Raw genomic sequence first — 25,420 nt, forward strand, 5'->3', positions numbered from 1 at the left:
AATCGTAGAGGGCATGGCCCCGAGCAGAGCGTCGCGCGCACGCCGGACGACCTCGCGTCGGCGCTCGGCGTTCGCGGCGCTGACAATCGCCGTGCTCGGGCTGCTGCTCCCCGGGACGGCGTACCTCGCCGCTCGCCGGACCAAGCTCGGTTCGACGCTGATCGTGCTGAGCCTCGCGTTGTACGGCGGCGCGGCGTACGTCGGGCTGCGGAAGCGCGACGCGGTGATCGGGTGGGCGCTCGACCCGGCGCTGTTGCTCTGGATGATCGTCGGTCTGGTCGCGGTCGCACTCACTTGGATCATCGTCCTGATCACGTCGTACAAGATGCTCCGCCCGCTCACCGCCGGACCGGGGTCCCGGTTGCTCGGGGCGCTCGTCGTCGGTGCGGTCTGCTTCGCGCTGACGGTCAGCTCGGCCACCGGCGCCCAGACCCTGATGGCGCAGCGGGGCCTGGTGAAGAAGTTGTTCGGCGGGACGAAGAGCCAGACGCGGCCGACCATCGTCGCGAAGAAGGACATCTGGCAGCAGCTGCCGCGGCTGAACATCCTGCTGCTCGGGGCCGACGACGGCCCCGGCCGGGACGACACCCGGACCGACACGGTGATGGTCGCGAGCATCGACACCAAGACCGGCAACACCTCGCTGATCTCGCTGACCCGGAACTTCATGCGGATGCCGTTCCCGGCCGGCTCGAAGCTGCACGAGAAGTTCCCGACCGGGTTCTGGGACCCGAACGGCGAGAAGGAGCAGTCCGAGTACTACCTGGACGCGATGTACCGCAACGTCCCGAAGCTGTGCCCGGACTGCCTCGGCCCGTCGGACAACAAAGGCGCGGACGTGCTCAAGCTGTCGGTCGGCGAGGCACTCGGGCTCCAGATCCACTACTACGTGCAGGTCAACCTGGCCGGATTCGCGCAGCTGGTCGAGGCGCTCGGCGGGATCACGGTGAACATCAACTACCCGGTCCCGGTCGGCGGCAACGACGACAAGAAGATCCCGCCCAGCCGGTACCTGCAGCCCGGCCCGAACCGGAAGCTGGACGGTCCCGACGCGCTGTGGTTCGCGCGCGGGCGGTACGGCGTGGCGACGGCCGACCTCGCCCGCCAGGCGCGGCAGCGCTGCACGGTCAAGGCGATCGTCGAGCGTGCCACCCCGCAGAACGTGCTCACCAACTACCAGGCGATCGCGGCGGCCGGCGAGCAGTTGATCCGCACCGACATCCCGCAGGACCTGCTGGAGCCGCTCGTCGCCCTCGGCCAGCGGGTCAAGACCGCGAAGATCGCCAACATCGACCTCGACAAGAAGAAGAACTTCCCGAACGGCCGGAACCCGAACTACGCCGCGATGCGCGAGATCGTGGCCAACGCGCTGAACCCGGTCCGCCGCGCGACGACCCCGTCGACGCCGACGACACCACGCAAACCCACCACCACCAGTCCGTCGACCGCGACGCAGCCGCGGACCACGCCGAAGCCCGACACCGGCGACCTGGCCGCGGCGTGCGCGTACACCCCGGGACCGCCCGGGTGATCAGGCGTAGCGGACGCCGAGGCCGCCGTCGACGGCCCAGTTGGCGCCGGTGACGAAGGCGGCCGATCCGGAGGCGAGGAAGCAGACCACCTCGGCGACGTTCTCCGGCGTACCGATCCGGCCGAGCGGGTGCACGCCGAGCGCCTTCTCGCGTTCGCCGGGGACGGTGTCGAAGAACTCCTCGAGCAGGTCGGTGGAGATGCAGCCCGGGCTGACCGCGTTCACCCGGACGTCGTACAGCGCGACGTCGAGTCGGAGGTGGACCTCACCTTCGCGGAGTGGTCAGAATGCAGAACTCGTTGCCGTCCGGGTCGGCCATCGGGATCGCGTCCGGACCGTCCTGGCCGCTCTCGAGCCGGGTCGCGCCGAGGGCGACCAGCCGCTCGACCTCGGCGTCGACGTCACCGTCGGCGGGCACGACGAGGTCGAAGTGCATCCGGTTCTTCGGCGCCTTCGGGCTGACCGGCGGTCCGCCCCAGGCGATCTTGGGTCCGCCGGCCGGCGCCTGGATCGCGGTCTCCTCGTCCTGGTCCCAGACCAGCGGCCAGTCGAGCGCCTTGCTCCAGAAGTACCCGACGGCCTGCGTGCCGTCCGAGGCCAGCTCGCCGAGGAACGCGGTGTTCGCGAGGAAGTTGTTCCCCGCCTCGATCACACAGAACTCGTTGCCTTCGGGATCGGCGAGGACGATATGTCCCTCCTCGGGCCGCTGCCCGACGTCGAGGTGCCGGCCGCCGAGCTCGACCGCACGCGCCACCGTCTCCTGCTGTTGCTCAGGGGTCTGGCTCGTCAGGTGGAAGTGGATCTGGTTCGGGCGATCCTTCTCGAGGTCGCTCTGCTGGAACCGCAACCGGAAGCTGGTCTTCGCGTCCGGCAACAGGTCGTTGCCGTCGGCCTCCCACCCGAGCAGGCCGCCCCAGAACCGCGCCAGCGCGGCGGGATCCTTTGCATCGAACGACAGTGCGTACAGGTTGGTGCTCATCGGATCTCCCATCGGCCGCGGGCTGCCACGGTAGGTCGGAGCCGAGCGGCGCCGCAAAGCAATTTAGCGGACCGAGGCCGCGGCGATCCGGGCGTGCCGATCGGCCTCGGCGCGGCTCATCGGCTGCCGGAGCAGAACCAGCTGGTGGTACAGCGGCGCGGTCGCGGTGAGCAGGAGCCGATGCGCGTCCACCTCCGCGGCGAGCTCGCCGCGCTCGACCGCGCGCCGGACGACCAGAGCGGTGCGCGCGTAGCGGTCTTCCCAGAAGCGAGCGAGTGCCTCGGCCGCTTCCGCCGTACGGAACGAGGCCGCGATCACCGCCTGGGTGACAGACGGTCGGGCGGTCAGCGCGGCGTGCACTTCGCGGTTGACCTCGATCAGGTCACCTTCCAGCGAGCCTGTGTCGGCCGGCTCCCACGCGTCGTCGGCGCCCGCTTCGAGCAGGTCGACCAGCAGGCCGGGCACGGTCTTCCACCGCCGGTACAAGGTCGTGCGGTGGACGCCGGAACGCGCCGCGACCGCGTCGATCGTGAGCCCGTCGTACCCGTGCTCGGCCAGCTCGGACTCCACCGCCGCGAGCACGTCCGACCGCACCCGGGCGGTCCGCCCTCCTGGCCTGCTTGCGCGATCGTCATCGATCATGGCATGATCTTAACGCAACATCCGTCGCATTAGGGAGCAGTCAGTGATCTTCTGACCCGCCGTTCGCCATCACGAACCCGCGAGAGGTCAGGAGGATCCTCATGTCTACCCAGCTGTCCCTGCACGACGTCACCAAGTCCTACGACCACCGCCTGGTGCTCGACCGGATCACCTGCGCCTTCCCGCCGGGACAGGTCAGCGGACTGATCGGCGAGAACGGCTCCGGCAAGTCCACGCTGCTGCGGATCCTGGCCGGTCTCGAGCCCGCAACCGAGGGCACGGCACAGGCAGCGGGGAGCATCGGCTTCCTGGCCCAGGACAACCCGTTGCCACTCGATCTCGACGTGCGGGCGCTGGCTGATCACGCCCTCGCCGACCTGCGCCGGATCGAGACGCGGATGCGCGAACTCGAAGGCCTCCTGGCCGATGGGCGCGACGACGTCCTGGACGAGTACGGCGAGCTCCAGACGGTCTTCGAGATCCGCGAGGGGTACGACGCCGACGGGCGGTTCGCCCGGGCGACGCACGGTCTCGGGCTGTCGACGGTGCCGGGTGATCGCCGGCTGTCCGAGCTGTCCGGCGGCGAGCTCGCGCGGCTGCATTTGGCCGCCGTGCTCGCGTCGTCGCCGGAGATCCTGCTGCTCGACGAGCCGACGAACCACCTGGACGTGTCGGCCGCGACCTGGCTGGAGGACCACCTGCGGTCCCGGCGCGGTACGACGGTCGTCGTGTCGCATGACCGCGCGTTCCTGGAGCGGGTCGCGTCGACGCTGGTCGAGGTCGACGGCGACACGCACCGGATCACGCGCTACGGCAACGGCTTCCAGGGCTACCTGCAGGAGAAGGCGGCGGAGCGGGCGCGCCGGGAGCAGGCCCGCCGGCAGTGGGAGGACGACGTCGCGGAGCTGCGCGTGCTCGTCCGGACCACCGCGGACCGGGTCGCGTACGGCCGGCCGATGAAGGACAACAACAAGGTCGCGTACGACCGGGCGACCGGCCGGGTCAACGAGGCCGAGCGGAGCAAGATCCGCAGCGCGAAGGAGCGCCTGCGCCGGCTCGAGGACGACCCGCCGCCGGTGCCGGCGAAGCCGCTGCGGTTCACGGCCTCGATCCGTACGACCGGCGCCGCGGCCGGACTGGATGCGGTCGGCGTCGCGGTCGATGGCCGGCTGCGGCCGATATCGCTCGAAGTACCCGCCGGTGGTCGCGTGCTGATCACCGGACCGAACGGATCCGGCAAGTCGACGTTCCTCGACGTCCTCGCGGGCGTGCTCCAACCGGACTCCGGGTACGTCGACCGCCACGGACGGATCGGCTACCTGCAACAGGAGTCAGCCGAACCGCGACCGGGCGAGACCCTGCGTGCCGCACTCGCGCGGCATCCTGGCGCGGCCACTCTCGGGCTGTTCCGTCAGGACACGCTGCAGACCCGAGTCGGCGCGCTGTCGACCGGCCAACGCCGGCGGCTCGCGCTGGCCCGGGTGCTGACCACGCCGTACGACGTCCTGCTGCTCGACGAGCCGACCAACCACCTGTCACTCGTGCTCGTGGAGGAATTGGAGGCGGCGCTCGACCGGTACGCCGGTGCGCTCGTCGTCGTCAGCCACGACCGCCGCTTCGTCTCCCGCTGGCGCGGAACCGTCATCGACCTGAAGGAGAACGCCTATGTCAGTCAGTGAAATCACGGTCGACGGCGCCCCGTACGGCGTGGTCGCGGCCGGTGGTGAAGTGTGGACAACCCTCGTCCACACCGGCCGGGTCGCGACCGTCTCGGGCCGGGTCTTCGACCTCGACGCGCCCGGGTCCCGCCCGAGCGTGATCGTGGACGGTCCCGACGACGCCGTCTGGTTCACCCGCAACGGCGACGACCGGATCGGGCGGATCGGGTACGACGGCGCGGTCTCGGCGTTCGAGCTCGCGGGCGCGCCGTACGGACTGTGCGTCGGTCCCGACGGCGCGTTGTGGTGCACGTTGATGAGCACCGACACGATCGGACGGATCACGGTCGACGGCGCCGTCTCGACGTACCCGATCGGTACGACAGGCGCGTTCCCCGGCATGATCACGACGTCCGCGGGCGACCTGTGGTTCACGCTCAACCAGGCGAACGCGATCGGCCGGATGACCACGACCGGCGAGGTGACCACCTATCCCCTGCCGACCGCCGCTGCCGGACCGGTCGGGATCAGCGCAGGACCCGACGGCGTCTGGTTCACCGAACTGCTCGCGAGCCAGGCGGGACGGATCGGCGCCGACGGAAAGATCGAGGAGTTCCCGCTGCCGGCCGATTCCAAGCCGCATGCCGCCGCCGCGACACCGGACGGTGGGTGCTGGCTCACGCTGTGGGCCGCCGCCGAGCTCGTCCACATAGATGCCGGGGGCAACCTCACCGAGCGGGTGGCGTTCGGCGCTGGCGCGGAGCCGCACGGCCTGTACGCCGACGGCTCGGTGTGGGTCGCACTGGAGAAGGGTTCCGTGGCTCACATCCCACCGAACGGGTGAGCAGGTTCACTCGGTGGAGGGAGGACGCGAGCACCACCCGGGGAGCACAGTGGTGACGTGAGCACGGACGTGCAGGTACGGGGACCGCGGGTTCGTGACGTGATCGCGGTGGGCCGCCCGGCGTTCTGGGTGGTGTCGATCGTGCCTTACTACACGGGGATCCTGCTCGCCACGCACCGGCTGATCCCGCCGGTGGACGAGTGGCCGCGGCTGATCGTCGGGGCGGTCGTGATGGGTCCGCTGGTCTGGCTGGCGGTGCTCGCGGTCAACGACGCGTACGACCTGCCGAGCGATCGGCTCAACCCGCGCAAGGCCAAGTCGCCGTTGCTCGACGGGCGGATCACGCTCCGGGCGGTGAAGCGGCTGGCCTTCGCGGCGGCGGTCGCCGCGGTCGGACTGAGCCTGCACGTGGGGGTCGTGTTCGCGCTGGGTGTTCTGCTCGCCGTCCTCCTCGGCTACGCGTACTCCGTCCCGCCGGTCCGCCTCAAGACCCGCGCCGGCTTCGACGTCGCCGTGAACGCTCTGGCGCTGGGCGCCTTCGGGCCGTTGGCCGGTTGGGCCGCGATCAACCCGGATCTGAGCGACTTCCCTTGGCTGATGGGTCTCCAGGGAACGCTCGCCGCGATCGGCCTGTACCTGCCGACGACGCTCGCCGACCTCGACGCGGACCGCGCCGCCGGGTACCAGACCATCGCGGTCCGCTTCGGCGCGCGCACGACGTACCTGCTCGGGTACGGCGCCTGGATCGCCGCGGCCGCGCTGTCCGTCATCCTCGCCGCGACCGGCACGATCATCCCGCGCAGCATGCTCCTGCTCGAGGTGGTGATGGTCCCGGTGCTGGTCGCGGCGTACGGCAAACTCATTGGCCCGCGCCAGTCCTTCAGGGGCATCATCGTCCTCGCCTCGCTGTTCCTCTTTCCCTGCGGAACGTTCGCCCTCACCTACACCGGAGTCCTCTAGACATATCCGGAGATCGAGCCCTACGACCACGGCCTGCTCGACGTCACCAACACCTCGCGGTGCGAGGTCGAGTGGATCACCCGGGACATGGGCCGGATCTTCCCGGCGGAGTGGGCGCGCCGCCTGGCAGATGGCGCAGGCCTGACCGGACGCGGAGCTGCACCTGGTTGAGCAGGAGGGCCACGGCGCCGGAGGTTCGCGGACCCAGGATCTGATCCTGGAGGCGCTAGACCGCTTCGGTTTACGGCCCTGACCGCTTCCTCCGAAGCGCTGCGTGCACGTGCACGTGCACGCAGGGCAAAGATTTGATCACTGATCTTTACAGCGATGGAGCGTCCGTGAACCCTTAGGTCGCATGACTCTGACCCGCCCGGAGCTCGAGACCGACTACACCCTCGGCCGGTCCGATATCGCGCACTTCCGCGAGCACGGCTTCGTGAAGCTGAAGAACGTGCTGAGCGCCGACACGATCGCGGAGTACGAGCCGGAGATCACCGGCAAGGTGATCGAGCTGAACACCCAGGACGTGCCGCTGGAGGAGCGCGACACCTACGGCAAGGCGTTCCTGCAGGTGACGAACCTGTGGCAGGACAGCGAGCGGGTGCTGGAGTTCGTTTCCTCGCCGCGGCTGGCGCGGATCGCGGCGCAACTGCTCGGCGTACAGTCCGTCCGGCTGTACCACGACCAGGCGCTGTACAAGGAGTCCGGCGGCGGCGTCACCCCGTGGCACGCGGACCAGTACTACTGGCCGTTCGCGTCCGATCGGTGCGTGACGATCTGGATCCCGTTGCAGGAAACGCCGATGGAGATGGGGCCGCTGTCGTTCGCGGCCGGCAGCCACACGTTCGAGCACGGCCGGGACCTGCCGATCAGCGACGAGTCCGAGCGGGTGCTGCAGGAGGCATTGGCCGAGCAGCACTTCCCTGAGGTGTCCGAGCCGTACGAGCTCGGCGAGGTCAGCTACCACCTCGGCTGGACCTTCCACCACGCACCGCCGAACACCACCGACGTCCCGCGCCGGGTGATGACGATCATCTACATGGACGCCGACATGCGGATCGCCGCACCGGCGAACAAGAACCAGGAGATCGATCTCGCGCACTGGATGCCCGGAGCGCAGCCCGGCGATCCCGTCACCTCCCCGCTCAACCCGATCCTCTACTGACCGGCCCCGAGCCGGCGCCGCGCGAAACTCACGCACTGGCTGTACCTATTGGTATGTACGATGCTGCCATGAACTCATCGATCAGCCGTGTCGTCGTGCTCGACCAGCACCTGCCCGAGGAGCTCCCGGTGCAGCGCGTCGAGGTCCGCCGGATCACCATCGACCCGCACACCGCCCTCGGCGCGCACGTCCACAACGGCCCCGTGTTCGGCAACATCGTGTCCGGCTCGGCCGTCTACCAGCAGACCGCGGACAGCGAGCCGCAGGTCCTCGGCCCCGGCGACGTGTTCTACGAGCCGGCCGTCGAGACCATCGCCCGCTTCGACACCGAGGACGAAGGCGTCACGTTCCTCGCCTACTTCCCGCTCACCGCCGGCCAGGACGCGACGCTGGACCTGATCGAGCAGTAGCGGACGTGCACGCTCGACAGGACGTCTGCCCCACTACCGATCGGCCGACGGCTGTTCGCCGCCTGCAACGGCGGCGAGTCCACGGACACGTCCTGTCGAGCTTGCTCACAGCCTTCGCTTCTGGGGGTAGATCGTCTCGCCTCGGGCCAGTTGCTCGACGTAGAGGGCGATGCGTTTGGCCCGGGTTTCGGGGCGTTTCGCGTCGTTCAACCTGAACACGACGGCGAACCGGTTCGCGCTGGTCAGGATCTCGAACATCGCCTGCGCCTTCGGCTCCGCGGCCAGCGCCGCCGCGAGGTCGGGCGGCACCTCCTGGGCCCGCGACCCGTCGTACGCCTTGTCCCAGCGGCCGTCGGACTTCGCGAGCTCGACCTGGGCGCGGCCGGCCGGGCGCATCCGGCCCTCGGTCTCCATCCGCGCGACCAGGTCGACGTTCCGCTTCGACCACAGGCTCCGCGGGCGCCGCGGCGTGTACCGCTGGATGAACGTGTGCTCGTCGCGACCGCGGCGCTGCCCGTCGATCCACCCGTGGCACAAGGCTTCCTCGAGCGCCTCGTCGTAGCTGAGGCTCGTCGGCGTCGTGACGTTCTTCTTCGCGAGCACCAGCCAGATCCCGTCCGACGCTTCGTGATGTTCACGAAGCCAATTCAGCCAGGCGGTGGCATCCGCGACGATCAGTTCCGGGGTCATGAGGCAGCCTCCTGGTAGCGCGCGGCCAACTGCGTCGCCGCGTCCTTCAACTCTTGCGGTCCGACGAACTCCAGATCGCACTCGAACATCCCGAACGTCGCGGCCAGCCCGGTCCACGACCAGGCGGTCAGGACGAGCCGGCAACTCGTCGGTGTGACCTCCTCGACGATCGACCCGCGCCCGGCATACTGCGCGATCAGCGACGCGGGCGCCTGCAGGATCGCCTCGCCGCGGCACGGGTTCTGGTCCTGCCCGTGGAACTTGGCCGAGATGTACGTCGCCACGTCCGGCGCCGGCAGTTCCCGCGGCGTGAACCGCGGGCCGGTCGGCGTCCGCGGCGTCATCCGGTCCACCCGGAACGTCCGCCAGTCGTTGCGATCCAGATCCCAGCCGACGAGGTACCACCGCCCGCCCCACGTCACCAGGTGATGCGGTTCGACCTTCCGCGGCGGCACCCACTCGTCGGTGGCGGCGCCGGGCGCCGCGTAGTCGAACCGCAGTACCTCGTGCGCGCGGACCGCCGTACCGATCGCGATCAACTGGTCGGAGTCGACCGTCGTACGGCGGTTGGCGTAGCGATCGACCGTGGTGACCTGCAGGGCGTCGACGCGCTGCCGCAGTCGCGCCGGCATCACCTGACGGACCGTGGCCAGCGCGCGCAGCGCACCCTCCTCGATCCCCGTGACCGTGGTCGTCGCGGTCTGCAGCGCCACCGCGACCGCGATCGCCTGGTCGTCGTCGAACAGCAACGGCGGCAGATCCGCGCCCGCGTCGAGGCGGTAGCCGCCGTCGGGCCCCTTGGTCGCGCGGACCGGATACCCGAGGTCGCGCAGCCGGTCCACGTCCCGGCGGACGGTCCGCGGGCTGACTTCAAGGCGCTCGGCCAGCAGTTGGCCGGGCCAATCACGGCGCGCCTGCAACAAGGAGAGCAGCGCGAGCAAGCGGGCTGAGGTCTCGGACATGACCTCAGATTGCCACGAGTAGCGGCCAGAACCTGTCCTCTTCCACTGGAAATGTGTGTGCCAGAGACCCAGACCGAAGGAGAGATCGTGATCAGCACCCGAGCGCTCACCCGGGACTTCGCGGTGAGCCGGACCGAGACCGTGCACGCCGTCCGCGGGATCAGCCTGGACGTCGAACCCGGCGAACTGGTCGCCGTCCTCGGCCCGAACGGCGCCGGCAAGACCACCACCCTGCGGATGCTCACCACCTTGATCACGCCGACCTCGGGCACCGCGACGGTCGCCGGGTACGACGTGACCGCGGATCCCGGCCAGGTCCGGCGCCGGATCGGGTACGTCGGCCAGGGCAACGGCGCGGGCCACGCGCAGCGCGCCGGCGACGAACTGGTCGGGCAGGGCGTGATCTACGGGCTCGACCGCCGTACCGCCAGGCGGCGGGCCGGCGAACTGCTCGAAGCGCTCGAGCTGACCGACCTGGCCCAGCGCAAGGTGTCGGAACTGTCCGGCGGCCAGCGCCGGCGGCTCGATGTCGCGATGGGCCTGGTGCACGCGCCGTCGCTGCTGTTCCTGGACGAGCCGTCGACGGGTCTCGACCCGCAGAACCGGGCGAACCTGTGGGACCACATCCTGCGGATGCGCGAGCAGTACGCGATGACGATCGTGCTCACCACGCACTACCTGGACGAGGCCGACTCGATGGCCGAGCGCGTGGTCGTCGTGGACCACGGCGAGGTGATCGCCGACGACACCGCCGACGGTCTGAAGGGAAAGCTGGCCGGCGACCGGATCGCGCTGACCGTTGCCCCTAGCAACGTCAACAAGCTCTTGCCGGTCGCGGAGAAGTTGCCCGGGGCCCGGGAAGTGGTCGCCGCCGGCGACGAGCTGAGCGTCCGGGTGGCGGACGGTCCGGCGGCGCTGCCCGAGCTGGTGGCGGCCGCGCAGCGTGCCGGCGTACCGATCGCGGCGGCGCAGGTGCACCGCCCGACCCTCGACGACGTGTTCCTCAACCTCACCGGCCGCAGCCTGCGTGAGGACTCGAACGGAAAGGCAGCCTGATGACCACCCTCACCCTCCCGGTGACCACCGCCCCGGCGGTCCACCCCTCGCGGAACCTGCTGCGCGACATCCGCATCGTGATGACCCGCGAGCTCAAGCCGGTGCTGCGGGATCCGTTCAGTCTGTTGTTCGGGATGATCCAGCCGCTGGTGTTCCTGGCGTTGTTCGGCCCGCTGCTGTCGGGGTCGATGGGCGGCACGTTCGGAGACGGCGTCTGGCAGTGGTTCGTCCCGTCGATCCTGGTGATGACCACGCTGTTCGGCACCTCGACCACCGGCGCGAACCTGCTGTTCGAGTTCCAGACCGGTGCCCACGAACGGATGCTGGTCACGCCGCTGTCCCGCTCCTCGTTGCTGATCGGCCGGGCGCTGAAGGAGATGGTGCCGTTGTTCGGGCAGGCGGTGATCGTGATCGCGGTGATGACGCCGTTCGCGTTCGACCTGCACGTCGGCGGTGCGCTGGTCGGGCTGGCGCTGCTCGCGGTGTTCGGCGTCGGGCTCGGTTCGTTCAGCTACGCGCTGGCGATCGCGGTCCGCAAGCAGGACTGGATGTTCTGGGTGGTGCAGCAGACGTTCCTGTTCCCGCTGATGATCCTGTCCGGGATGCTGCTGCCGCTCGAGACCGGTCCCGGCTGGATGCGGGTCGCGTCGAAGTTCAACCCGCTGTCGTACCTCGTCGACGCCGAGCGGACGCTGTTCTCGGGCGACGTAGTGTCCGGCGCGGTGCTCTGGGGCTGGGTCGCGGCGATCGTCACCGCGGGCCTCGGACTGACCGTCGGCATCCGCACGATGCTCCGCTCGGCGGATTGACCCAAATGGGTCAGTGACCCGGCTGAGCCGTCCTCACCGGGGGAAATCACCTACGGTAGCGCTCAGATCACCCACCGCCCCCTAAGGAGATCTGATGAGGCCCCGCCCCGCCTTGTTCGCCGTACTGACATCTCTGGCCGCCGCCGCGCTCGCCACGTCGAGCGCGGCGGCTGCGCCGGTCCCTGCCGCCGACACCGCCAGCTCGGTGGTGGCCGCGACCGACACCGACGGCGACTCGCTCCCGGACACCTGGGAGACGAACGGGTACGACGCGAACGGTGACGGCACCGTCGACGTGAACCTGCCCGCGATGGGCGCGAACCCGAAGAAGAAGGACCTGTTCGTCGAGATGGACTACATGTCCGGCCGGCTCGCGACCACCGCCGCGCTCGACCGGATCGTCCAGGTGTTCGCCTCCGCCCCGGTCAGCAACCCGGACGGCAGCACCGGCGTCAAGATCCACCTCGACGCCGGCTCGGCCCGCGGCGCGACGTACAACCTCGGCGGTGGCAACGAGGTCACGTACGACGCCGACCTGAACCCCTCGGCCACCCAGACCAACGCGATCAAGGCGGCCAACTTCGCGTCCGCGCGCAAGGCGGTCTTCCACTACATGCTCTGGGGTGACAGCTACGACGGCGGCTGCAGCAGCGGCCAGGCCTTCAACATCCCGAACGACACGTTCATCGTCACGGTCGGCCCGAAGTGCAACTGGAACGCGACCGACGACATCAACGTCGGCACGTTCATCCACGAGCTCGGCCACAACATCGGCCTCAAGCACGGCGGCACCGACAACCTGAACTACAAGCCGAACTACCTGAGCGTGATGAACTACTCGTTCCAGCTCGGCGGTGTGCTCAAGGCCGACGGCACCAAGTACTGGGGCTACTCCAGCGTCCAGCCGACGTCGATCAACGAGGCCCGGCCGGACGAGACCGTCGGCCTCGGCAGCCTGGGCGCCGCCTACCGGACCAGCTGGAAGTGCCCGAACGGCTCGACCCGGACCACGGCCGGCGCGGCGAACCGGCCGATCGACTGGAACTGCGACGGCGACACCACCGACACCACGACGGCCGCCGACATCAACGGCGACAAGACCACGTCGATCCTGATCGCGCAGAACAACTGGGCGAACATCGTCTTCGGCGGCGGCGCGGTCGGCGGCGGATCCGCGCCGCTCGCGAAGACCCCCGCGTCGGAGCTGCAGGAGCTCACCCACGACGAGTGGACCGAGATGCAGCACCGGTGACCGGTCCGCCTCCCCGCCTTCAGGTGGGCGGGGAGGCGGACCTGCAGCACTCATCAACTGCCCTCAGCCCGCTCGGCTGAGCGTGCGACCACGGCCGAAGCCTCAGTTGTTGAGTGCTGGGCGTCCGCACATCATCCGCCCCAGACCCCGGTCCTCGCGGTCTCGCGGGCCCAGTCGGTGAAGTCGCGGGGCTTGCGACCGAGAACCTGCTCGACTCCATCGGAGACGTACTCGGAGCGGTGGTGGCGGATGACCGCGAACAGGTCGCGGACCGCGTCGGCATCCTCCGAGGTGAGGCCTTGCTCGATCAGTTCGGCGACGTGCGCTGCCGGGTCGAGGTCGACGTACGAGATCGGGCGGCCGGTTGCCGCCGTGAGTTCGGCGGCGATCTCGGTCATCGTGAGGACGCGCGGGCCGGAGATCGCGAGGGTGCGGCCGGCGTACGACGTGTCGAGCAGCGCCGTGGTCATCACGTCGCCGACGTCGTCGGTGTCGATCCACGCCTCGCCGCCGGCACCGGCCGACAGCCGGATCTCGCCCGCCAGGACGTGGTAGCGCAGGAAGTCCTCGCTGAAGCCCTGCGCGAACCAGGCCGGTTGCACGATGGTCCAATCGAGACCACTCGCCCGCACCACACTCTCCAGCTCGAGCGAACCGTCGTACACGGCGAAGTCGCGGCCCGGGCTGCCGACGCCACGGCCCGACAGCAGGACGAGTCGCCGAAGCCCGCGGGCCTGCTGGACGAACTTGCCGGCCTGCGCCAGTCCGGTCGGCCCGACCGGCGGTGCCAGGTACGCCGTGTCCGCGCCGGCGAGTGTGCCCGCCCAGGTGCTCTCGTCGTACCAGTCGAACGGCTGCGCGCTCGAGCGGGACGCCAGCCGGTACGGGATGCCCCGCGCGTCGAGCTGCGCCGCGACGCGACGGCCGGTCTTGCCTTTGCCACTGAGGATCAGAATCGGGTTCATGGCTCCAGTTCACCGGAGCCCGGTGAGACAAACCATGGCCGCATGCCGCAATTCGATGTTCGGAACGCTCAGCCTGTCGTAGGCTCCTCGTATGGACGTGCTCGACGAACTGCTGGCCGGGACCCGCGCGCAGGACGGGGTGTTCAACCTGACGATCCTCGATCTGCCCTGGTCCCTGGAGATCCGGGACGAGGCCCCGCTGGCGCTCGCGACCCTGGTCCGCGGTTCCGGCTGGCTGGCGCGCGACGGCCTCGAACCGCTGCGGATGGAGCAGGGCGACGTCGCGATCGTCACCGGCCCGGAGCCGTACGTCGTCAGCGACAGCCTGACCACCGCGCCGCAGCTGCGGATCCACCCCGGCGGCAACTGCGAACCGTTGCCCGGGGCACCGATCGACTACTCGGCCCGGCTCGGCGTGCGGACGTACGGCGGCCGCAAGTCCGGCGAGGTCATGGTTGCCAGCGGCACCTATCAGGTCGCGGGCGACGTCAGCCGCCGGCTCGTCACCGCACTCCCGCCGGCCCTCGTCGTGCCGGCGGCCGACGTCGCGGGGTCGGTGATGGAGATGATCGCCAGCGAGATCCAGCGGGACGCGCCGGGGCAGCAGACCGTCCTGGACCGGTGGCTCGACCTCGCGCTGATCACCACGTTGCGCGCCTGGTTCGCACGGCCGGACTCGCACGCGCCCGGGTGGTACCAGGCGCAGACCGATCCGGTCGCGGGTACGGCGTTGCGGTTGCTGCACGAGGACCCGGCGTACCCGTGGAACGTCACCGAACTCGCAGACCGGGTCGGGATCTCGCGGGCGTCGCTGGCCCGGCGCTTCACCGCGGTCGTCGGCGAGGCGCCGATGAGCTACCTGACCGGCTGGCGGATCACGCTCGCCGCGGATCAGCTCCGGTCGACCCGGGACACCGTCGAGACGATCGCCCGCCGGGTCGGGTACGCCAATGCGTTCGCGTTGAGCGTTGCGTTCAAGCGGGTCCGGGGAATCACGCCGACCGCACACCGCCGGGCCGCGTGAAAGCTTCAACTGACCGGTTCAAAGATACGATTGAGGCTCATGGGCCATGAAGACATCCCGCTGAGCCTGGACGAACTGCGGCAGCTGAGCCTGTGGACCGCCGAGTGCGCCGAGCAGTCATTGCCGCTCTACGAGGCCGCCGCGCCCGACGATCGGCGACCACATGACGCGATCGAGGTCGTTCGCCTGTTCGGCGCTGGAGGGAAGCGCACGAAGGCGATCCGGACCGCCGCGTTCGCAGCACTGAAGGCGGCCGGCGAGACGGACGATCCGGCCGCGGAGGCAGCCGCCCGGGCCGCGGTCGGCGCGGCCGGTTCGGCGTACCTGCATCCGTTCGCGGCGGCCACGCAGGTGAAGCACATCGTCGCGTCCGCGCAGTACGCCGCCTACGCGCGGGAACTGGCGACCGGAGATCCGTCGGCGGCCGATGCCGTCCTCCGATGGGCCATCGAACGAGTTCCACCCGCGGTCCGCGACGTTCTCGCGCGCTACCCGCTCGGCACTCCCGGCCGCGGCAGGCTCGGCGACTTGCACCGCCGTCTGGAGGACGGCCTTCGCCGATAGCTAAGCACTGCGTTGCCGTTACGACGAGTCCGCTTGAGGGCTCTCGAATCGACGGCGCCACTGCCCTGGTGAGCTGCCGCTGTGACGCCGGAATGCTGTGGCGAAGGCGAATTCGTTGCTATAGCCAACATTTCGCGCGATCGTCGCCAGCGGCGCACCGGTTCTGGCCAGGGCGTCTTCGGCGCGACTCATCCGCAACTCGGTCAGGTAGCGACCGGGAGAGACGCCCACCAGTTCGCGGAAGGTGGCGGCGAACGACGCACGGGACCTGCCGGCGAGCTGCGCCATCGTCTCGAGGGTCCAATCCGTCGCGGGATTCGCGTGCAGGCTCTCGAGCACCTGGCGCACCTCCGGATGCGACAAGGCCCGGAACCAGCCGGGTGCTTGCGCACTGGACTGCTCCCACCACGCGCTCAGCGTGTAGATCAGGTTGAGATCCAGCAGCCGGTCCAGGAGCGCCTGATGACCCGGTGCATCGCGCTGCACCTCCGCGGCCAGCAGGTCGATGGCGGCCGCGTGCGACGGATCCTGATCGGTGGCCCGGACCAGCACCAAGTCCGGGAGACCGTTCAGCAAGGAGGCCGCGACACTGCCGTCGAGGACGTAGGCCCCACACAACAGCACCGACGCGGCACCGGGCCCGCGATCGGAGCCTTGCCGGCGTGCTTCATCGATCGGAATCGCCGCGGTCCCCGGTGCGCTGCCAACGACGTACGAACGACCGGCCGTGACGAGCGCGACATCCCGGGCAGCAAGGTGCACCGGCGGCTGCCCCTCCCGCTCGAGCCACCCTTCCCCCTCGAGCAGCAGATGCGCAGTGAGTGGCCGGCGCCCCGCGAACCGCACACCCCATGGCTCGACTCGACGCAAGATGGAGAAGACCGCACCCTGGGCGCGAGCTCGAGCGAGCTGGTCGCTCAAGATGTCCATCCTTGGACGATAACGAATGGATGTGAGCAGATCACACATTTTTCGTCCACGGAACCGGACCTACGGTGCCGGTATGACTCATCTGATCCTTGGTGGCAGCGGCAAGGTCGGCCGCCGGCTGACCCAGCTTCTCGACCTCGCCGGCCACCCCACGCGCCCCGTGAGCCGCTCGACGGCCACCGTCTTCGACTGGCACGACGAATCCACCTGGCCCCCTGCTCTCGACGGTGTCACCAGCATGTTCGTCGTTGGCCCCGGTTCGTCCAGCGACTGGAGCCCCCAGCTGACCCGACTGCTCGACCTTGCACATCACTTGGGCACCGAGCACGTCGTCCTGCTGTCGGCGCGGGCCGTGGAGTTCCTGCCGGACGGCGCGGTCGGGCGTGCGGAGCAGGCGCTCCAGCGAGGACCGATCCCGTGGACCGTCCTGCGCCCGTCGCATTTCGCGCAGAACTTCACCGAAGCGATGTTCGTCCCGGCCGACGGCCGGATCGTCGCTCCGGCCGGCACCGGAGCCGAGCCGTTCGTCGACGTGGCGGACGTCGCCGCCGTGGCAGCCGCCGTGATGACCAAGCGCGAGTACGACGGACGCATCCTGGCACTCTCCGGCCCGGAACCACTGACCTTCGAGGCGGCGGCAGCGCAGCTCACGGAGACGACTGGCATGAGCGTCCGTTTCGAGGACGAGAGCGACGCTGACCATGCCGATCGCCTGCGCGCCGCGGGCACACCGGAGATGTACATCCAGTGGCGGATGGCAATGCTCAACGGAATCCGCTCAGGCGCCGACTCCTACGTCTCGACCGGCGTGACCGACGTACTGCGCCGCCCCGCAACCACCTTCACCACCTGGGCCCAACGAGAAGCAGCTCCCGCGTTGTCCACCTGAGCCTCGGTGTCCAACACCTGGGCCTTCTCCCCACCGCCCGAGGGCGGTGAACTCGACCTGCGGCCGCCGTCGCCGGGACATACTCCGAAGGAGCACTTAGCAGTGAGCACATCGACAAGTTCGAAGACCGTTCTGGTCACCGGCGCCAGCAGCGGGATCGGCGAAGCCACCGCCAGGCGGTTGGCGAGCCTGGGGCATTCGGTCCTCGTCGGCGCCCGACGCACCGACCGGCTGACAGCCCTCGCCGAGGAGCTGCGCGCCGACGGGATGTCCGTGGCCCATCGAGAGCTGGACGTCACCAGCCTGCAGTCCGTCCAGGCGTTCGCCGCTGCAGCGGTGCGCGAGTTCGGCCGGATCGACGTACTGGTCAACAACGCGGGCGTGATGCCGTTGTCTCCCATCGCGGACCTGCGTGTCGCCGAATGGGAGCAGATGATCGACGTCAACCTCCGCGGCGTCCTGTACGGAATCGCCGCGGTCCTGCCGCAGATGCGGCAGCAGGGCGGTGGGCACATCGTCAACGTGTCGTCGGTGTCCGGCCATCGCGTGGATCCCACGGCGGCCGTGTACAGCGCGACCAAGTTCGCCGTCGCAGCTTTGTCCGAGGGTCTGAGGCAGGAGAGCCAGGACATCCGCGTGACCGTTGTCAGCCCTGGCTTCACGCAGAGCGAGTTGACCCACCGAGGTGGTTCGGCCGAGGCTCAAGGTGCGGCTCGGGAGGCGGCCGCACAACTGGCCATCCCGGCATCCGCGATCGCGGATGCCATCGCCTTCGCCGTGCAGCAGCCGGCCGCGGTGGACGTCAACGAGCTGATCGTGCGTCCGACTGCCCAAGGCTGAGCTCAGGCGATTGTCGACTTCATGAAGGCGAGCGCCTGCGGCCACGCCAGCCGGAACGCGTCGGCGTTCACGTCCTTGTCGTGCCGGGACTTGTCTGAGAACCCGTGGTCGGCGCCGGGGAAGTACTGCGTGAACGTCGCGCCGGCGGTCCGTGCCTGCAGCACGGTCTGCAGCGTCTCGAAGTCCGCGTTGGGTACGGCGGCGTCCGCGCTCGGGTAGCTCACGAGCACCGGCGCCGTGATCCCGGCCGACTCGGCGATCGCGTCGTACGTGTGGTGCGGCGGCCGGTCGGACGGCACCGTCGGGTGGAAGGCGACGACATTCGCCACCCGCTGGTCGCGCGCCGCGAGCAGGAAGGCGAAACGGCCGCCCAGGCACCACCCGATCACGCCGACCTTGCTGCACCCGAGCTCGTCGAACAGGTAGTCCAGCAATGCGCTCTGCTCACCGAGGGCGGTGTCGTCGTCCATCTCCCGCAGCATCCCGGAGAGCTCTTCCCGGGTGGCGTTGTCGGTGCTGCGCCCCTTGAAGGGATCCCACACCAGCGCCGTGATCCCTTCCCCGGCCAGCTCGTCGGCCCACGCCCGGACCTGCTCACCGATCCCGGTGATCATCGGCAGCAACACCATGCCGACCCGGCCGACCCGCGCGAGATAAGCGTCCTGCTCACCAACCGTCACAGTCACACCCATGCGCGCATCTTAGAGGGCGTCTGGGAGTTCTGCGCCGTCGCGAGCAGGTGCTCGGCGGAGTGCCTCGGCGCGCCGGAGCGGAGGGTTCGATGTGGTTGCATCGTGCCCTTCGCTCCGGCGCGGCGAGGTGCCCGCCGAGTGCCGCGCAGTAGGCGCAGGACTCCCAGACGCCCTCTCGGGTCAGCTGACGCCGACCGTCTGGTGGTCCACCTCGATGACGCCGACCACGCGCTCGACGTCGCGGCCGTACGGCTGGCCGATGTACTTCTGGGCGATCTGGTCGACGAGCTGCCAGCCGGCGTCGCCGTCGATCCACTCGACGACGCGGCCGCGGACGATGACCGGCTCGTACGGGTTGTCGACCGGCGCGAGCGACAGCGCAACGCGCGGATCGTTGCGGACGTTGCGCGCCTTCTGCGAGTCCGGACCGGTCAGGAAGATGATCTTCTCGCCGAGCGTGCTCACCCACAGCGGGATGGAATGCGGCGACCCGTCCGGCAGGACCGTGGCCAGGTGGGCGATGGACGTGCTCTCGACGGCGTTGCGTACGGCGGGCTTCAACATGGTTCTGCTCCTTCAGCGGGCGATCTCGTAGTGGAGGTGGGTGACGCCGGGCGCCGGGACTGCCTCGATCAGCTTCAGCCGCACATGCTCGGGCAGCTCCTGGAAGAACGGCCGGCCGCCACCGAGCAGGACCGGCACCTGGTGCAGGACGATTTCGTCGACGAGCCCGGCCCGCAGCGCCGCGGTCGCGGCTCCGCCGCCCATCAGGCCGACATCCTTCCCGCCGGCCAGCTCACGGGCCGCGGCGATCGCGTCGTCGATGCTGTTGGCGAGGGTCTGCCGTTCGCTGATCTCCGCCACCGGACCGTGGCTCAGCACGACCAGCGAGGCCTTCGGATGCGGGCTGCCGCCGCCGAAGTGACCCGAGTCGTCGTACGTCTTGTGGCCGGCCACCACCGCGCCGACCCGGCCGGCGAGCGCGTCGAAGACTCGGGCGCTCGGCGCGCTCAGTTTGAAGCCGTCGAACACTCGGCTCGGGGTGTCGCCGTCGAAGTACCAATCGAACAGCATGGGTGCGTCGCCGAGCCCGTGGTCCGGGGCGGAGCCACGTCCGGTGATGTAGCCGTCGACCGAGACCGCGAGAGCGCAGATCACCTTGCTCATCGTTGTCACCTTCCCTCTGGGTTCCTTGAAGGAACGCTAACATGCTGGAGTTCCTTGAGGGAACCCCAAACGCTAGACTGCTGTCATGCAGCGGACAGACTTCAGTGAGATGGCGTGCTCGATCGCGCGCACGCTGGACGTGATCGGCGAACCGTGGTCGCCGTTGATCCTGCGCGACATCTGGGTCGGGTTCTCCCGGTTCGAGCAGCTCCAGGCGGATCTCGGGATCTCGCGCAAGGTGCTGACCGAGCGGCTGAACCACCTGGTCGACCGCGGAGTGATCGAACGCCGACCGTACGACCAGCGCCCGCGGTACGAGTACGTGCTGACCGGCAAGGGCCGGGAGCTGGTCGACGTCCTGATGGTGATGGTTGCCTGGGGCGACAAATGGCTCGCCGGCACGGCCGGGCCGCCGGTCCTCTACCGCCACCACGCGTGCGGCGAGATCAGCCACGTGGACCTCGTCTGCGCGCACTGCGGCAAGCCGATGCACGCCGACGACATCGACGTACTCCCGGGGCCAGGCGCCGCGGTCTGATGTGCAATCTCGACAGGACATGTCCGCTTTCCCAGCCCGACCTGCTGCCGCGCTGAGCGTAGGGCGGCAAGCAGTGGAGATATACGTCCTGTCGAGGTTGCTCTCGCGGCTGGGTCTTGTCTGGTGAGCCGGCGCCTAGGCGCAGTATCCGCGGAAGACCTCGAGCATGCTGTCGACGCGTGCGATCCGGTCGAAGCCCCAGGTGTCGACGCCGGGGCGGTCGACCTCGTGCACCACCCTGGCGGACAGGTCCCGGAGGCCGCGGGCGAGCAACGCGAACTCCAGGTGGTCGGGGTCGAGATCGTCCGCGCCGTACTCGTCGAGGAACTCGACGAGGTGATCCCCGTCGGCCGCGACCCACACGTCGTACTCCCGCGGCCCGATGACGGCGTTCTCCCAGTCGAGGATCGCGGCGACCTCGCCCTGGTCGTCGATCAGGACGTTCAACCCGTGGAAGTCCGTGTGGCAGACGACGTTGCGCACCGGCTCCAGCCGCGCCCGTACGTCGTCCAGCCGCGCGATCGCCGCCGCGACCTCGTCCGCGCGATCCGCGATCCACGGGTGCTGCAGGTACCCCATCAGGTCGCGGATGTGCGGCTCGGTGACGTCCGCGGCCGGCAGCGTCACCCGCGCCGGCGCTTCGTGCACCTGCCGCAACGCACGCGCTGCCACGCGCCAGTCGCCCCAGTCCGCCGTACGCCCTTCGACATACGGAAAGACCGCGTACGCCCGGTCACCACTCATCGCGAACAACTCCCCCTGCGACGTCCGCAACGGCTCGACCACAGGAAGCCCGAGAGCCCGCAACTGCTCGAGCCTCTCCAACCCGACGGCGGGCTCACCCGGCTTCCACGCCTTCACGAACCACCGGCGGTCCGCCACCCACCCGTCGGTGGCGAATCCGCCGGCATGAGGCACCAGCTCGGTGACGGTCAGCCCGTAGTCGCGTTCGAGATCCACCCACGCATCAGATCACCTTTGCTGGGCGGCCAGCATCCGTAATACGGCGGCGTTCACCAGGATCAGGATCAGCGCCGAGAAGAGCAGCAGGGCGACCTCGGCCGGGAGCAGGGCGATGCCCAGGCCGATCGCGAGGACGGGGATCGCCAGTCCGGCGTACGCGATCAGGAAGAGCGCGGCCAGCACCTCGCCGCGGGACGACGGGTCGGCGAGTGAGGCTGCGGTCGCGACCGCGCCGCGGAAGACCAGCCCGACACCGGCACCGGCGACGACACCGCCGATGACGAACAGGTAGAGGTTCGGGATGAGCCCGCCGACCGCCACGCCGACCAGACCGGCCGACATCGCGACCAGCCCGAGGCGGAGCTGGGCCGGGCGAGCGAGGCGGACGAAGACGACCTGGCTCGCGGCTCCCGCGATGAACACGGCGAAGGTCACCACGCCGGCCAGCAGCCGCGACGTGTGGTGCAGGACGCCGGCCAGGAAGGTCGGCGCGAGCGACGTGAAGAGGCCGAAGATCGCGAACGCCGCGAAGGCTCCGATCGCGGACGCGAAGAAGAGCGGACGCGCCGACGAGGGCAGCGCCACCCGTTGCGGCCGGTACGCCGGACGCTCCTCCAGGCGCTCGACCGTCTCCGGCACCAGCGCGATCCCCACGGCGCTGATCAGCAGCAGCACCAGGAAGATCTCGTACGGACGCTGCAACGGCGACGACACGTACTGCGCCAGCAGACCACCGATGAGCGGTCCGAACGCCAGCCCGCCGAGGTTCACCATGCTCGAGATCAGCGCGGACCGGCTCGGGTCCTCACCGGGACGCGCGACCTGCCGCAGCTCGGACAGGTGCGCGGTCGCGGTCGCCGTCAGTACGCCGACCCCGACGCCGCAGACGAACCGCGCCACCAGCAGACCGGGGACCTCCGGCCAGATCAGGAAGATCGCCGCCGCCAACGCCTCCGCGAGAACGGCGAGCAGGGCCACCCGCCGCCGCCCGAGCCAGTCGCTCACATGCCCGGCCAGATACAGCGACGCCATCACGCCGACCGCGTAGCTGGCGAAGATCACCGTGATCACGTACGTCGGGAAGCCGTCGCGCTGCTGGTAGATCGCGTAGAGCGGCGTCGGGATCGTCGAGAAGGCCATCGTGGTGAGGAAGGCCGCCGCGATCACCCAGAACCCTGGTGCGTGGGCGAACCGGATCCGTACGCCGGTCCGCGAAGACGTCATGGTGGACATGGTTCCAGCCTGCTCCGCGGCATCTATCGAGTCCAACGAATGTTCTTGCATGCTCTTATCGTCAGATCCGATAATTCGATGCTGTGGACAGTCGCCAACTGGAGTACTTCGTCGCCGTCGCCGAGGAGCTGAGCTTCACCCGCGCCGCGCAGCGGTTGTTCACCGTGCAGTCCACGGTCTCGGCCGCGGTCCGGGCGCTCGAGACGGACCTGAAGACGACCTTGTTCGACCGCTCGACCCGGCGGGTGGTGCTGTCGACCGCGGGTCAGGCGTTGCTGCCCGAGGCGAAGGCCGCGCTGGAGGCGCTGGACCGGGCGCGGGCCGCTGTCGAGGAGGCGTCGTCGGGGCTCCGCGGCAGTATCCGGATCGGGACGCTGGCCCGCTTGAGCCTGGTGAACATGGCCGAACTGCTCGGCGCGTTCCACCGCAAGTACCCGCTCGTCGAGGTGCAGGTGGCGACGTCGCCGAGCGGGTCGACCGGCCTCGCGGACGACGTACGGCACGGCCGGCTGGACGTCGCCCTGCTCGGCCTCCCGAAGCCCGAGCTCAGCGGCCTCGACGTCCGGGACATCGCGACGGTGCCGTTCGTGGCGCTGGTGCCGTCGGCGCATCCGCTCGCCGGACGCACCGGCGTACGGCTGCCGGAGCTGGCCCAGGAGCGGTTCGTCGACATGCCGGCCGGGTTCGGGAACCGGAAGATGGTGGACCGGGCCTTCGACGCGATCGGGATGCCGCGCCGGATCCAGGTCGAGGTGCCGGAGCTGACCACGATCCCCGACTACGTCCGGGTCGGGCTCGGCGTCGGCGTCGTGCCCGACCTGGAGCTGCCCGCCGCGCACGGCGTCGCCAAACTCCCGATCGAGGGCACCGCGCTGACCTGGACGCTGTCCGTGGTCACGCCGGCCGGACGGCGGCCGAGCCGAGCGGTGACTGCCCTGCTCGAGCTGATCGGCGACTCGACCCGGCCTGAGGGCCCGTACTTCTAGGCGCGATTTACATCACTCGGGAATGTAAGAACGTCGTCGTCCGTTGTGACCAGTACTTGGTGATGTATCACCAAGCAGACACCCAAGACCTGGGGGCCTTTGCTACGGATCGTCCGGCACGTTCCTGCCGGCGAAGGAGAGGAAGCGCGACATGGCAACTGTCTCGTTCAAGGGAGCTACCCGGGTCTACCCGGGCACCGACATCGCAGCGGTCGACAAGCTCGACCTGGACATCTCCGACGGCGAATTCATGGTGCTCGTCGGGCCGTCCGGGTCCGGGAAGTCGACGGCGCTGCGGATGCTGGCCGGGCTCGAAGAGGTGAACGAGGGAGCGATCTTCATCGGCGACCGGGACGTCACCAACGCCCCGCCGAAGGAACGCGACATCGCGATGGTGTTCCAGAACTATGCGCTGTACCCGCACATGTCGGTGGCCGACAACATGGGCTTCGCCCTGAAGATGCAGGGCATCCACAAGGACGAGCGGGCCCGGCGCGTGCAGGAGGCCGCCAAGCTGCTCGGTCTGGAGGAGTACCTCGACCGCAAGCCGAAGGCCCTGTCCGGTGGTCAGCGGCAGCGTGTCGCCATGGGTCGCGCGATCGTCCGTGACCCGCAGGTCTTCCTGATGGACGAGCCGCTGTCGAACCTGGACGCCAAGCTGCGTGTCCAGACCCGCACGCAGATCGCCGAGCTGCAGCACCGGCTCGGTGTCACCACCGTCTACGTCACGCACGACCAGATCGAGGCCATGACCATGGGCGACCGTGTCGCGGTCCTGAAGGACGGCGTACTGCAGCAGGTGGACACGCCCCTGAACCTCTACGACCGGCCGCGGAACAAGTTCGTGGCAGGCTTCATCGGCTCGCCGGCGATGAACCTGATCACCGCCGAGATCACCGACGGCGGCGCCAAGATCGGCGACTACGTCGTACCGATCGCCCGTGACGTACTGGCCAAGGCCGGCGACGACAAGACGCTGACCCTCGGCATCCGGCCGGAGGCGTTCCACCTCGCCGACGACGGCCTGCCGGTGAAGGTCTCGGTGATCGAGGAGCTCGGCTCGGACGCGTACCTGTACGGGACCGCCGAGCACACCAGCGACCAGATCATCGCCCGGATCGGCACCCGCCTGCACAACGACAAGGGCACCGTCGTCCACCTGGCGCCGGACCCCGAGAAGCTGCACCTGTTCTCGACCTCCACGGAGGACCGCCTTGTAGTTTGACCCTGTGGGTCATTGGGAGAAGGACACACCAGGTGTGATGGAGCTGCCGTCGGGTCGGCTCGTCCGCGGACGCGGTCTGCGGCACGGCCCGGCGGCAGAGCCATTTCCGACGTACGGCGTGTACCTGCTCGGCAAGGAACCGCCGGACGTGCCGTGGGAGACGCGGTGGATCAAGTGGCCGGACTTCCGGCTGCCCGTTGACCGCGCCGAGGCGCTGACGATCTTCCGCGAGGCGCTGGAGCGGTCCGGGACCGGCCGGGTCGAGTTCGCGTGCGGCGGCGGGCGCGGCCGGACCGGAACGGCGCTGGCGTGTCTCGCCGTCCTCGACGGTGTGCCCGCGGACCAGGCCGTCGGCTACGTACGGGAGCGTTTCGACAAGCACGCGGTGGAAACGCCGTGGCAGCGCCGGTACGTGCTAAATCTGTTGACCCGGAGCTGACCCATCG

General features: G+C 69.5%; 29 protein-coding genes. 17 read left to right on the plus strand and 12 right to left on the minus strand.

Annotated elements, in window-relative coordinates:
• The first annotated feature begins 13 nt into the window (after positions 1-13).
• The gene (locus AB0I12_RS30610; RefSeq protein WP_359935997.1) at positions 14-1,531 is read left to right on the plus strand and encodes an LCP family protein; all 1,518 of its coding nucleotides are present in this window, start codon (positions 14-16) and stop codon (positions 1,529-1,531) included.
• On the opposite strand, the gene AB0I12_RS30615 is transcribed toward AB0I12_RS30610, so the two are convergent.
• The 3 genes from AB0I12_RS30615 to AB0I12_RS30625 all read right to left on the minus strand — a co-directional run bounded on the left by AB0I12_RS30615 (position 1,532) and on the right by AB0I12_RS30625 (position 3,152).
• Positions 1,532-1,771 carry an SDR family oxidoreductase gene (locus AB0I12_RS30615; protein ID WP_359936186.1) on the minus strand — a complete coding sequence of 80 codons (240 nt, stop codon included), beginning with the start codon at positions 1,769-1,771 and terminating at the stop codon, positions 1,532-1,534.
• Between the two features lie 25 nt (positions 1,772-1,796).
• Positions 1,797-2,510 (minus strand): VOC family protein, encoded by a 714-nt coding sequence (locus tag AB0I12_RS30620; protein WP_359935999.1) that lies wholly within the window; start codon positions 2,508-2,510, stop codon positions 1,797-1,799.
• Positions 2,511-2,573: 63 nt separating this feature from the next.
• Entirely contained in the window at positions 2,574-3,152 is a 579-nt protein-coding gene (locus AB0I12_RS30625; RefSeq protein WP_359936001.1) for a TetR/AcrR family transcriptional regulator, read from the minus strand.
• 101 nt (positions 3,153-3,253) lie between these two features.
• On the opposite strand from AB0I12_RS30625, the gene AB0I12_RS30630 reads away from it, so the two are divergent.
• The 5 genes from AB0I12_RS30630 to AB0I12_RS30650 all read left to right on the plus strand — a co-directional run bounded on the left by AB0I12_RS30630 (position 3,254) and on the right by AB0I12_RS30650 (position 8,189).
• The gene (locus tag AB0I12_RS30630; RefSeq protein ID WP_359936003.1) at positions 3,254-4,831 is read left to right on the plus strand and encodes an ABC-F family ATP-binding cassette domain-containing protein; all 1,578 of its coding nucleotides are present in this window, start codon (positions 3,254-3,256) and stop codon (positions 4,829-4,831) included.
• Positions 4,818-5,654: a virginiamycin B lyase gene (locus tag AB0I12_RS30635; RefSeq protein ID WP_359936005.1), complete on the plus strand. Its 837-nt coding sequence runs from the start codon at positions 4,818-4,820 to the stop codon at positions 5,652-5,654. Before AB0I12_RS30630 ends, AB0I12_RS30635 begins: the two co-directional genes overlap by 14 nt.
• Positions 5,655-5,711: 57 nt before the next feature.
• Positions 5,712-6,614 (plus strand): UbiA prenyltransferase family protein, encoded by a 903-nt coding sequence (locus AB0I12_RS30640; protein ID WP_359936007.1) that lies wholly within the window; start codon positions 5,712-5,714, stop codon positions 6,612-6,614.
• A 355-nt stretch (positions 6,615-6,969) separates the two neighbouring features.
• A complete protein-coding gene (locus AB0I12_RS30645; RefSeq protein WP_359936009.1) occupies positions 6,970-7,779 on the plus strand; it encodes a phytanoyl-CoA dioxygenase family protein in 810 nt (269 codons plus the stop codon).
• Between the two features lie 68 nt (positions 7,780-7,847).
• Positions 7,848-8,189 carry a hypothetical protein gene (locus tag AB0I12_RS30650; protein WP_359936011.1) on the plus strand — a complete coding sequence of 114 codons (342 nt, stop codon included), beginning with the start codon at positions 7,848-7,850 and terminating at the stop codon, positions 8,187-8,189.
• Between the two features lie 105 nt (positions 8,190-8,294).
• On the opposite strand, the gene AB0I12_RS30655 is transcribed toward AB0I12_RS30650, so the two are convergent.
• Positions 8,295-8,879 (minus strand): YdeI/OmpD-associated family protein, encoded by a 585-nt coding sequence (locus AB0I12_RS30655; protein ID WP_359936013.1) that lies wholly within the window; start codon positions 8,877-8,879, stop codon positions 8,295-8,297.
• On the minus strand, positions 8,876-9,841 hold the full coding sequence (locus AB0I12_RS30660; RefSeq protein ID WP_359936015.1) for a YafY family protein: 966 nt from the start codon (positions 9,839-9,841) through the stop codon (positions 8,876-8,878). Before AB0I12_RS30660 ends, AB0I12_RS30655 begins: the two co-directional genes overlap by 4 nt.
• A gap of 87 nt (positions 9,842-9,928) precedes the next feature.
• Between AB0I12_RS30660 and AB0I12_RS30665 the strand changes: the two genes are divergently transcribed.
• The 3 genes from AB0I12_RS30665 to AB0I12_RS30675 all read left to right on the plus strand — a co-directional run bounded on the left by AB0I12_RS30665 (position 9,929) and on the right by AB0I12_RS30675 (position 12,958).
• A complete protein-coding gene (locus AB0I12_RS30665) occupies positions 9,929-10,897 on the plus strand; it encodes an ATP-binding cassette domain-containing protein (RefSeq protein WP_359936017.1) in 969 nt (322 codons plus the stop codon).
• Positions 10,897-11,706, plus strand: a complete 810-nt coding sequence (locus tag AB0I12_RS30670) for an ABC transporter permease (protein ID WP_359936019.1) — start codon at positions 10,897-10,899, stop codon at positions 11,704-11,706. Before AB0I12_RS30665 ends, AB0I12_RS30670 begins: the two co-directional genes overlap by 1 nt.
• A gap of 94 nt (positions 11,707-11,800) precedes the next feature.
• On the plus strand, positions 11,801-12,958 hold the full coding sequence (locus AB0I12_RS30675; RefSeq protein WP_359936021.1) for a hypothetical protein: 1,158 nt from the start codon (positions 11,801-11,803) through the stop codon (positions 12,956-12,958).
• 131 nt (positions 12,959-13,089) lie between these two features.
• Here AB0I12_RS30675 and AB0I12_RS30680 read toward each other — a convergent pair whose 3' ends face one another.
• Positions 13,090-13,923, minus strand: a complete 834-nt coding sequence (locus AB0I12_RS30680; RefSeq protein WP_359936023.1) for an NAD(P)H-binding protein — start codon at positions 13,921-13,923, stop codon at positions 13,090-13,092.
• A gap of 91 nt (positions 13,924-14,014) precedes the next feature.
• On the opposite strand from AB0I12_RS30680, the gene AB0I12_RS30685 reads away from it, so the two are divergent.
• Together AB0I12_RS30685 and AB0I12_RS30690 are read left to right on the plus strand one after the other, a co-directional pair.
• A complete protein-coding gene (locus tag AB0I12_RS30685; protein ID WP_359936025.1) occupies positions 14,015-14,947 on the plus strand; it encodes an AraC family transcriptional regulator in 933 nt (310 codons plus the stop codon).
• A 39-nt stretch (positions 14,948-14,986) separates the two neighbouring features.
• Positions 14,987-15,511 carry a putative immunity protein gene (locus tag AB0I12_RS30690; protein WP_359936026.1) on the plus strand — a complete coding sequence of 175 codons (525 nt, stop codon included), beginning with the start codon at positions 14,987-14,989 and terminating at the stop codon, positions 15,509-15,511.
• Between the two features lie 18 nt (positions 15,512-15,529).
• On the opposite strand, the gene AB0I12_RS30695 is transcribed toward AB0I12_RS30690, so the two are convergent.
• Positions 15,530-16,432, minus strand: coding sequence for an AraC family transcriptional regulator (locus AB0I12_RS30695; RefSeq protein WP_359936028.1), 903 nt, complete (start codon positions 16,430-16,432; stop codon positions 15,530-15,532).
• An 82-nt stretch (positions 16,433-16,514) separates the two neighbouring features.
• Between AB0I12_RS30695 and AB0I12_RS30700 the strand changes: the two genes are divergently transcribed.
• Positions 16,515-17,330 (plus strand): hypothetical protein, encoded by an 816-nt coding sequence (locus AB0I12_RS30700; RefSeq protein ID WP_359936030.1) that lies wholly within the window; start codon positions 16,515-16,517, stop codon positions 17,328-17,330.
• A 102-nt stretch (positions 17,331-17,432) separates the two neighbouring features.
• Positions 17,433-18,170: an SDR family oxidoreductase gene (locus AB0I12_RS30705; protein ID WP_359936032.1), complete on the plus strand. Its 738-nt coding sequence runs from the start codon at positions 17,433-17,435 to the stop codon at positions 18,168-18,170.
• A gap of 2 nt (positions 18,171-18,172) precedes the next feature.
• Here AB0I12_RS30705 and AB0I12_RS30710 read toward each other — a convergent pair whose 3' ends face one another.
• The 3 genes from AB0I12_RS30710 to AB0I12_RS30720 form a co-directional block, all read right to left on the minus strand.
• Positions 18,173-18,862 (minus strand): alpha/beta fold hydrolase, encoded by a 690-nt coding sequence (locus tag AB0I12_RS30710; RefSeq protein WP_359936034.1) that lies wholly within the window; start codon positions 18,860-18,862, stop codon positions 18,173-18,175.
• Positions 18,863-19,042: 180 nt separating this feature from the next.
• Positions 19,043-19,426, minus strand: a complete 384-nt coding sequence (locus AB0I12_RS30715) for a TIGR03618 family F420-dependent PPOX class oxidoreductase (RefSeq protein ID WP_359936036.1) — start codon at positions 19,424-19,426, stop codon at positions 19,043-19,045.
• Between the two features lie 12 nt (positions 19,427-19,438).
• Positions 19,439-20,029: a dihydrofolate reductase family protein gene (locus tag AB0I12_RS30720; protein WP_359936038.1), complete on the minus strand. Its 591-nt coding sequence runs from the start codon at positions 20,027-20,029 to the stop codon at positions 19,439-19,441.
• Between the two features lie 85 nt (positions 20,030-20,114).
• On the opposite strand from AB0I12_RS30720, the gene AB0I12_RS30725 reads away from it, so the two are divergent.
• Positions 20,115-20,567: a helix-turn-helix domain-containing protein gene (locus AB0I12_RS30725; protein WP_359936040.1), complete on the plus strand. Its 453-nt coding sequence runs from the start codon at positions 20,115-20,117 to the stop codon at positions 20,565-20,567.
• Between the two features lie 135 nt (positions 20,568-20,702).
• Here AB0I12_RS30725 and AB0I12_RS30730 read toward each other — a convergent pair whose 3' ends face one another.
• Together AB0I12_RS30730 and AB0I12_RS30735 are read right to left on the minus strand one after the other, a co-directional pair.
• Positions 20,703-21,527, minus strand: a complete 825-nt coding sequence (locus tag AB0I12_RS30730; protein WP_359936042.1) for a phosphotransferase — start codon at positions 21,525-21,527, stop codon at positions 20,703-20,705.
• A gap of 12 nt (positions 21,528-21,539) precedes the next feature.
• Positions 21,540-22,754, minus strand: coding sequence for an MFS transporter (locus AB0I12_RS30735; RefSeq protein WP_359936044.1), 1,215 nt, complete (start codon positions 22,752-22,754; stop codon positions 21,540-21,542).
• A 92-nt stretch (positions 22,755-22,846) separates the two neighbouring features.
• Here AB0I12_RS30735 and AB0I12_RS30740 point away from each other — a divergent pair, with 92 nt between their 5' ends.
• The 3 genes from AB0I12_RS30740 (at position 22,847) to AB0I12_RS30750 (ending at position 25,413) form a co-directional block, all read left to right on the plus strand.
• Positions 22,847-23,749, plus strand: coding sequence for a LysR family transcriptional regulator (locus AB0I12_RS30740; RefSeq protein ID WP_359936046.1), 903 nt, complete (start codon positions 22,847-22,849; stop codon positions 23,747-23,749).
• A 151-nt stretch (positions 23,750-23,900) separates the two neighbouring features.
• A complete protein-coding gene (gene ugpC, locus AB0I12_RS30745) occupies positions 23,901-24,974 on the plus strand; it encodes a sn-glycerol-3-phosphate ABC transporter ATP-binding protein UgpC (RefSeq protein WP_359936048.1) in 1,074 nt (357 codons plus the stop codon).
• Positions 24,975-24,978: 4 nt separating this feature from the next.
• A complete protein-coding gene (locus tag AB0I12_RS30750) occupies positions 24,979-25,413 on the plus strand; it encodes a protein-tyrosine phosphatase family protein (RefSeq protein ID WP_359936050.1) in 435 nt (144 codons plus the stop codon).
• The last annotated feature ends 7 nt before the right edge of the window (positions 25,414-25,420 follow it).

Origin of the sequence: Kribbella sp. NPDC050459 (genome assembly GCF_040655315.1) — a bacterium.
GTDB lineage: Bacteria > Actinomycetota > Actinomycetes > Propionibacteriales > Kribbellaceae > Kribbella.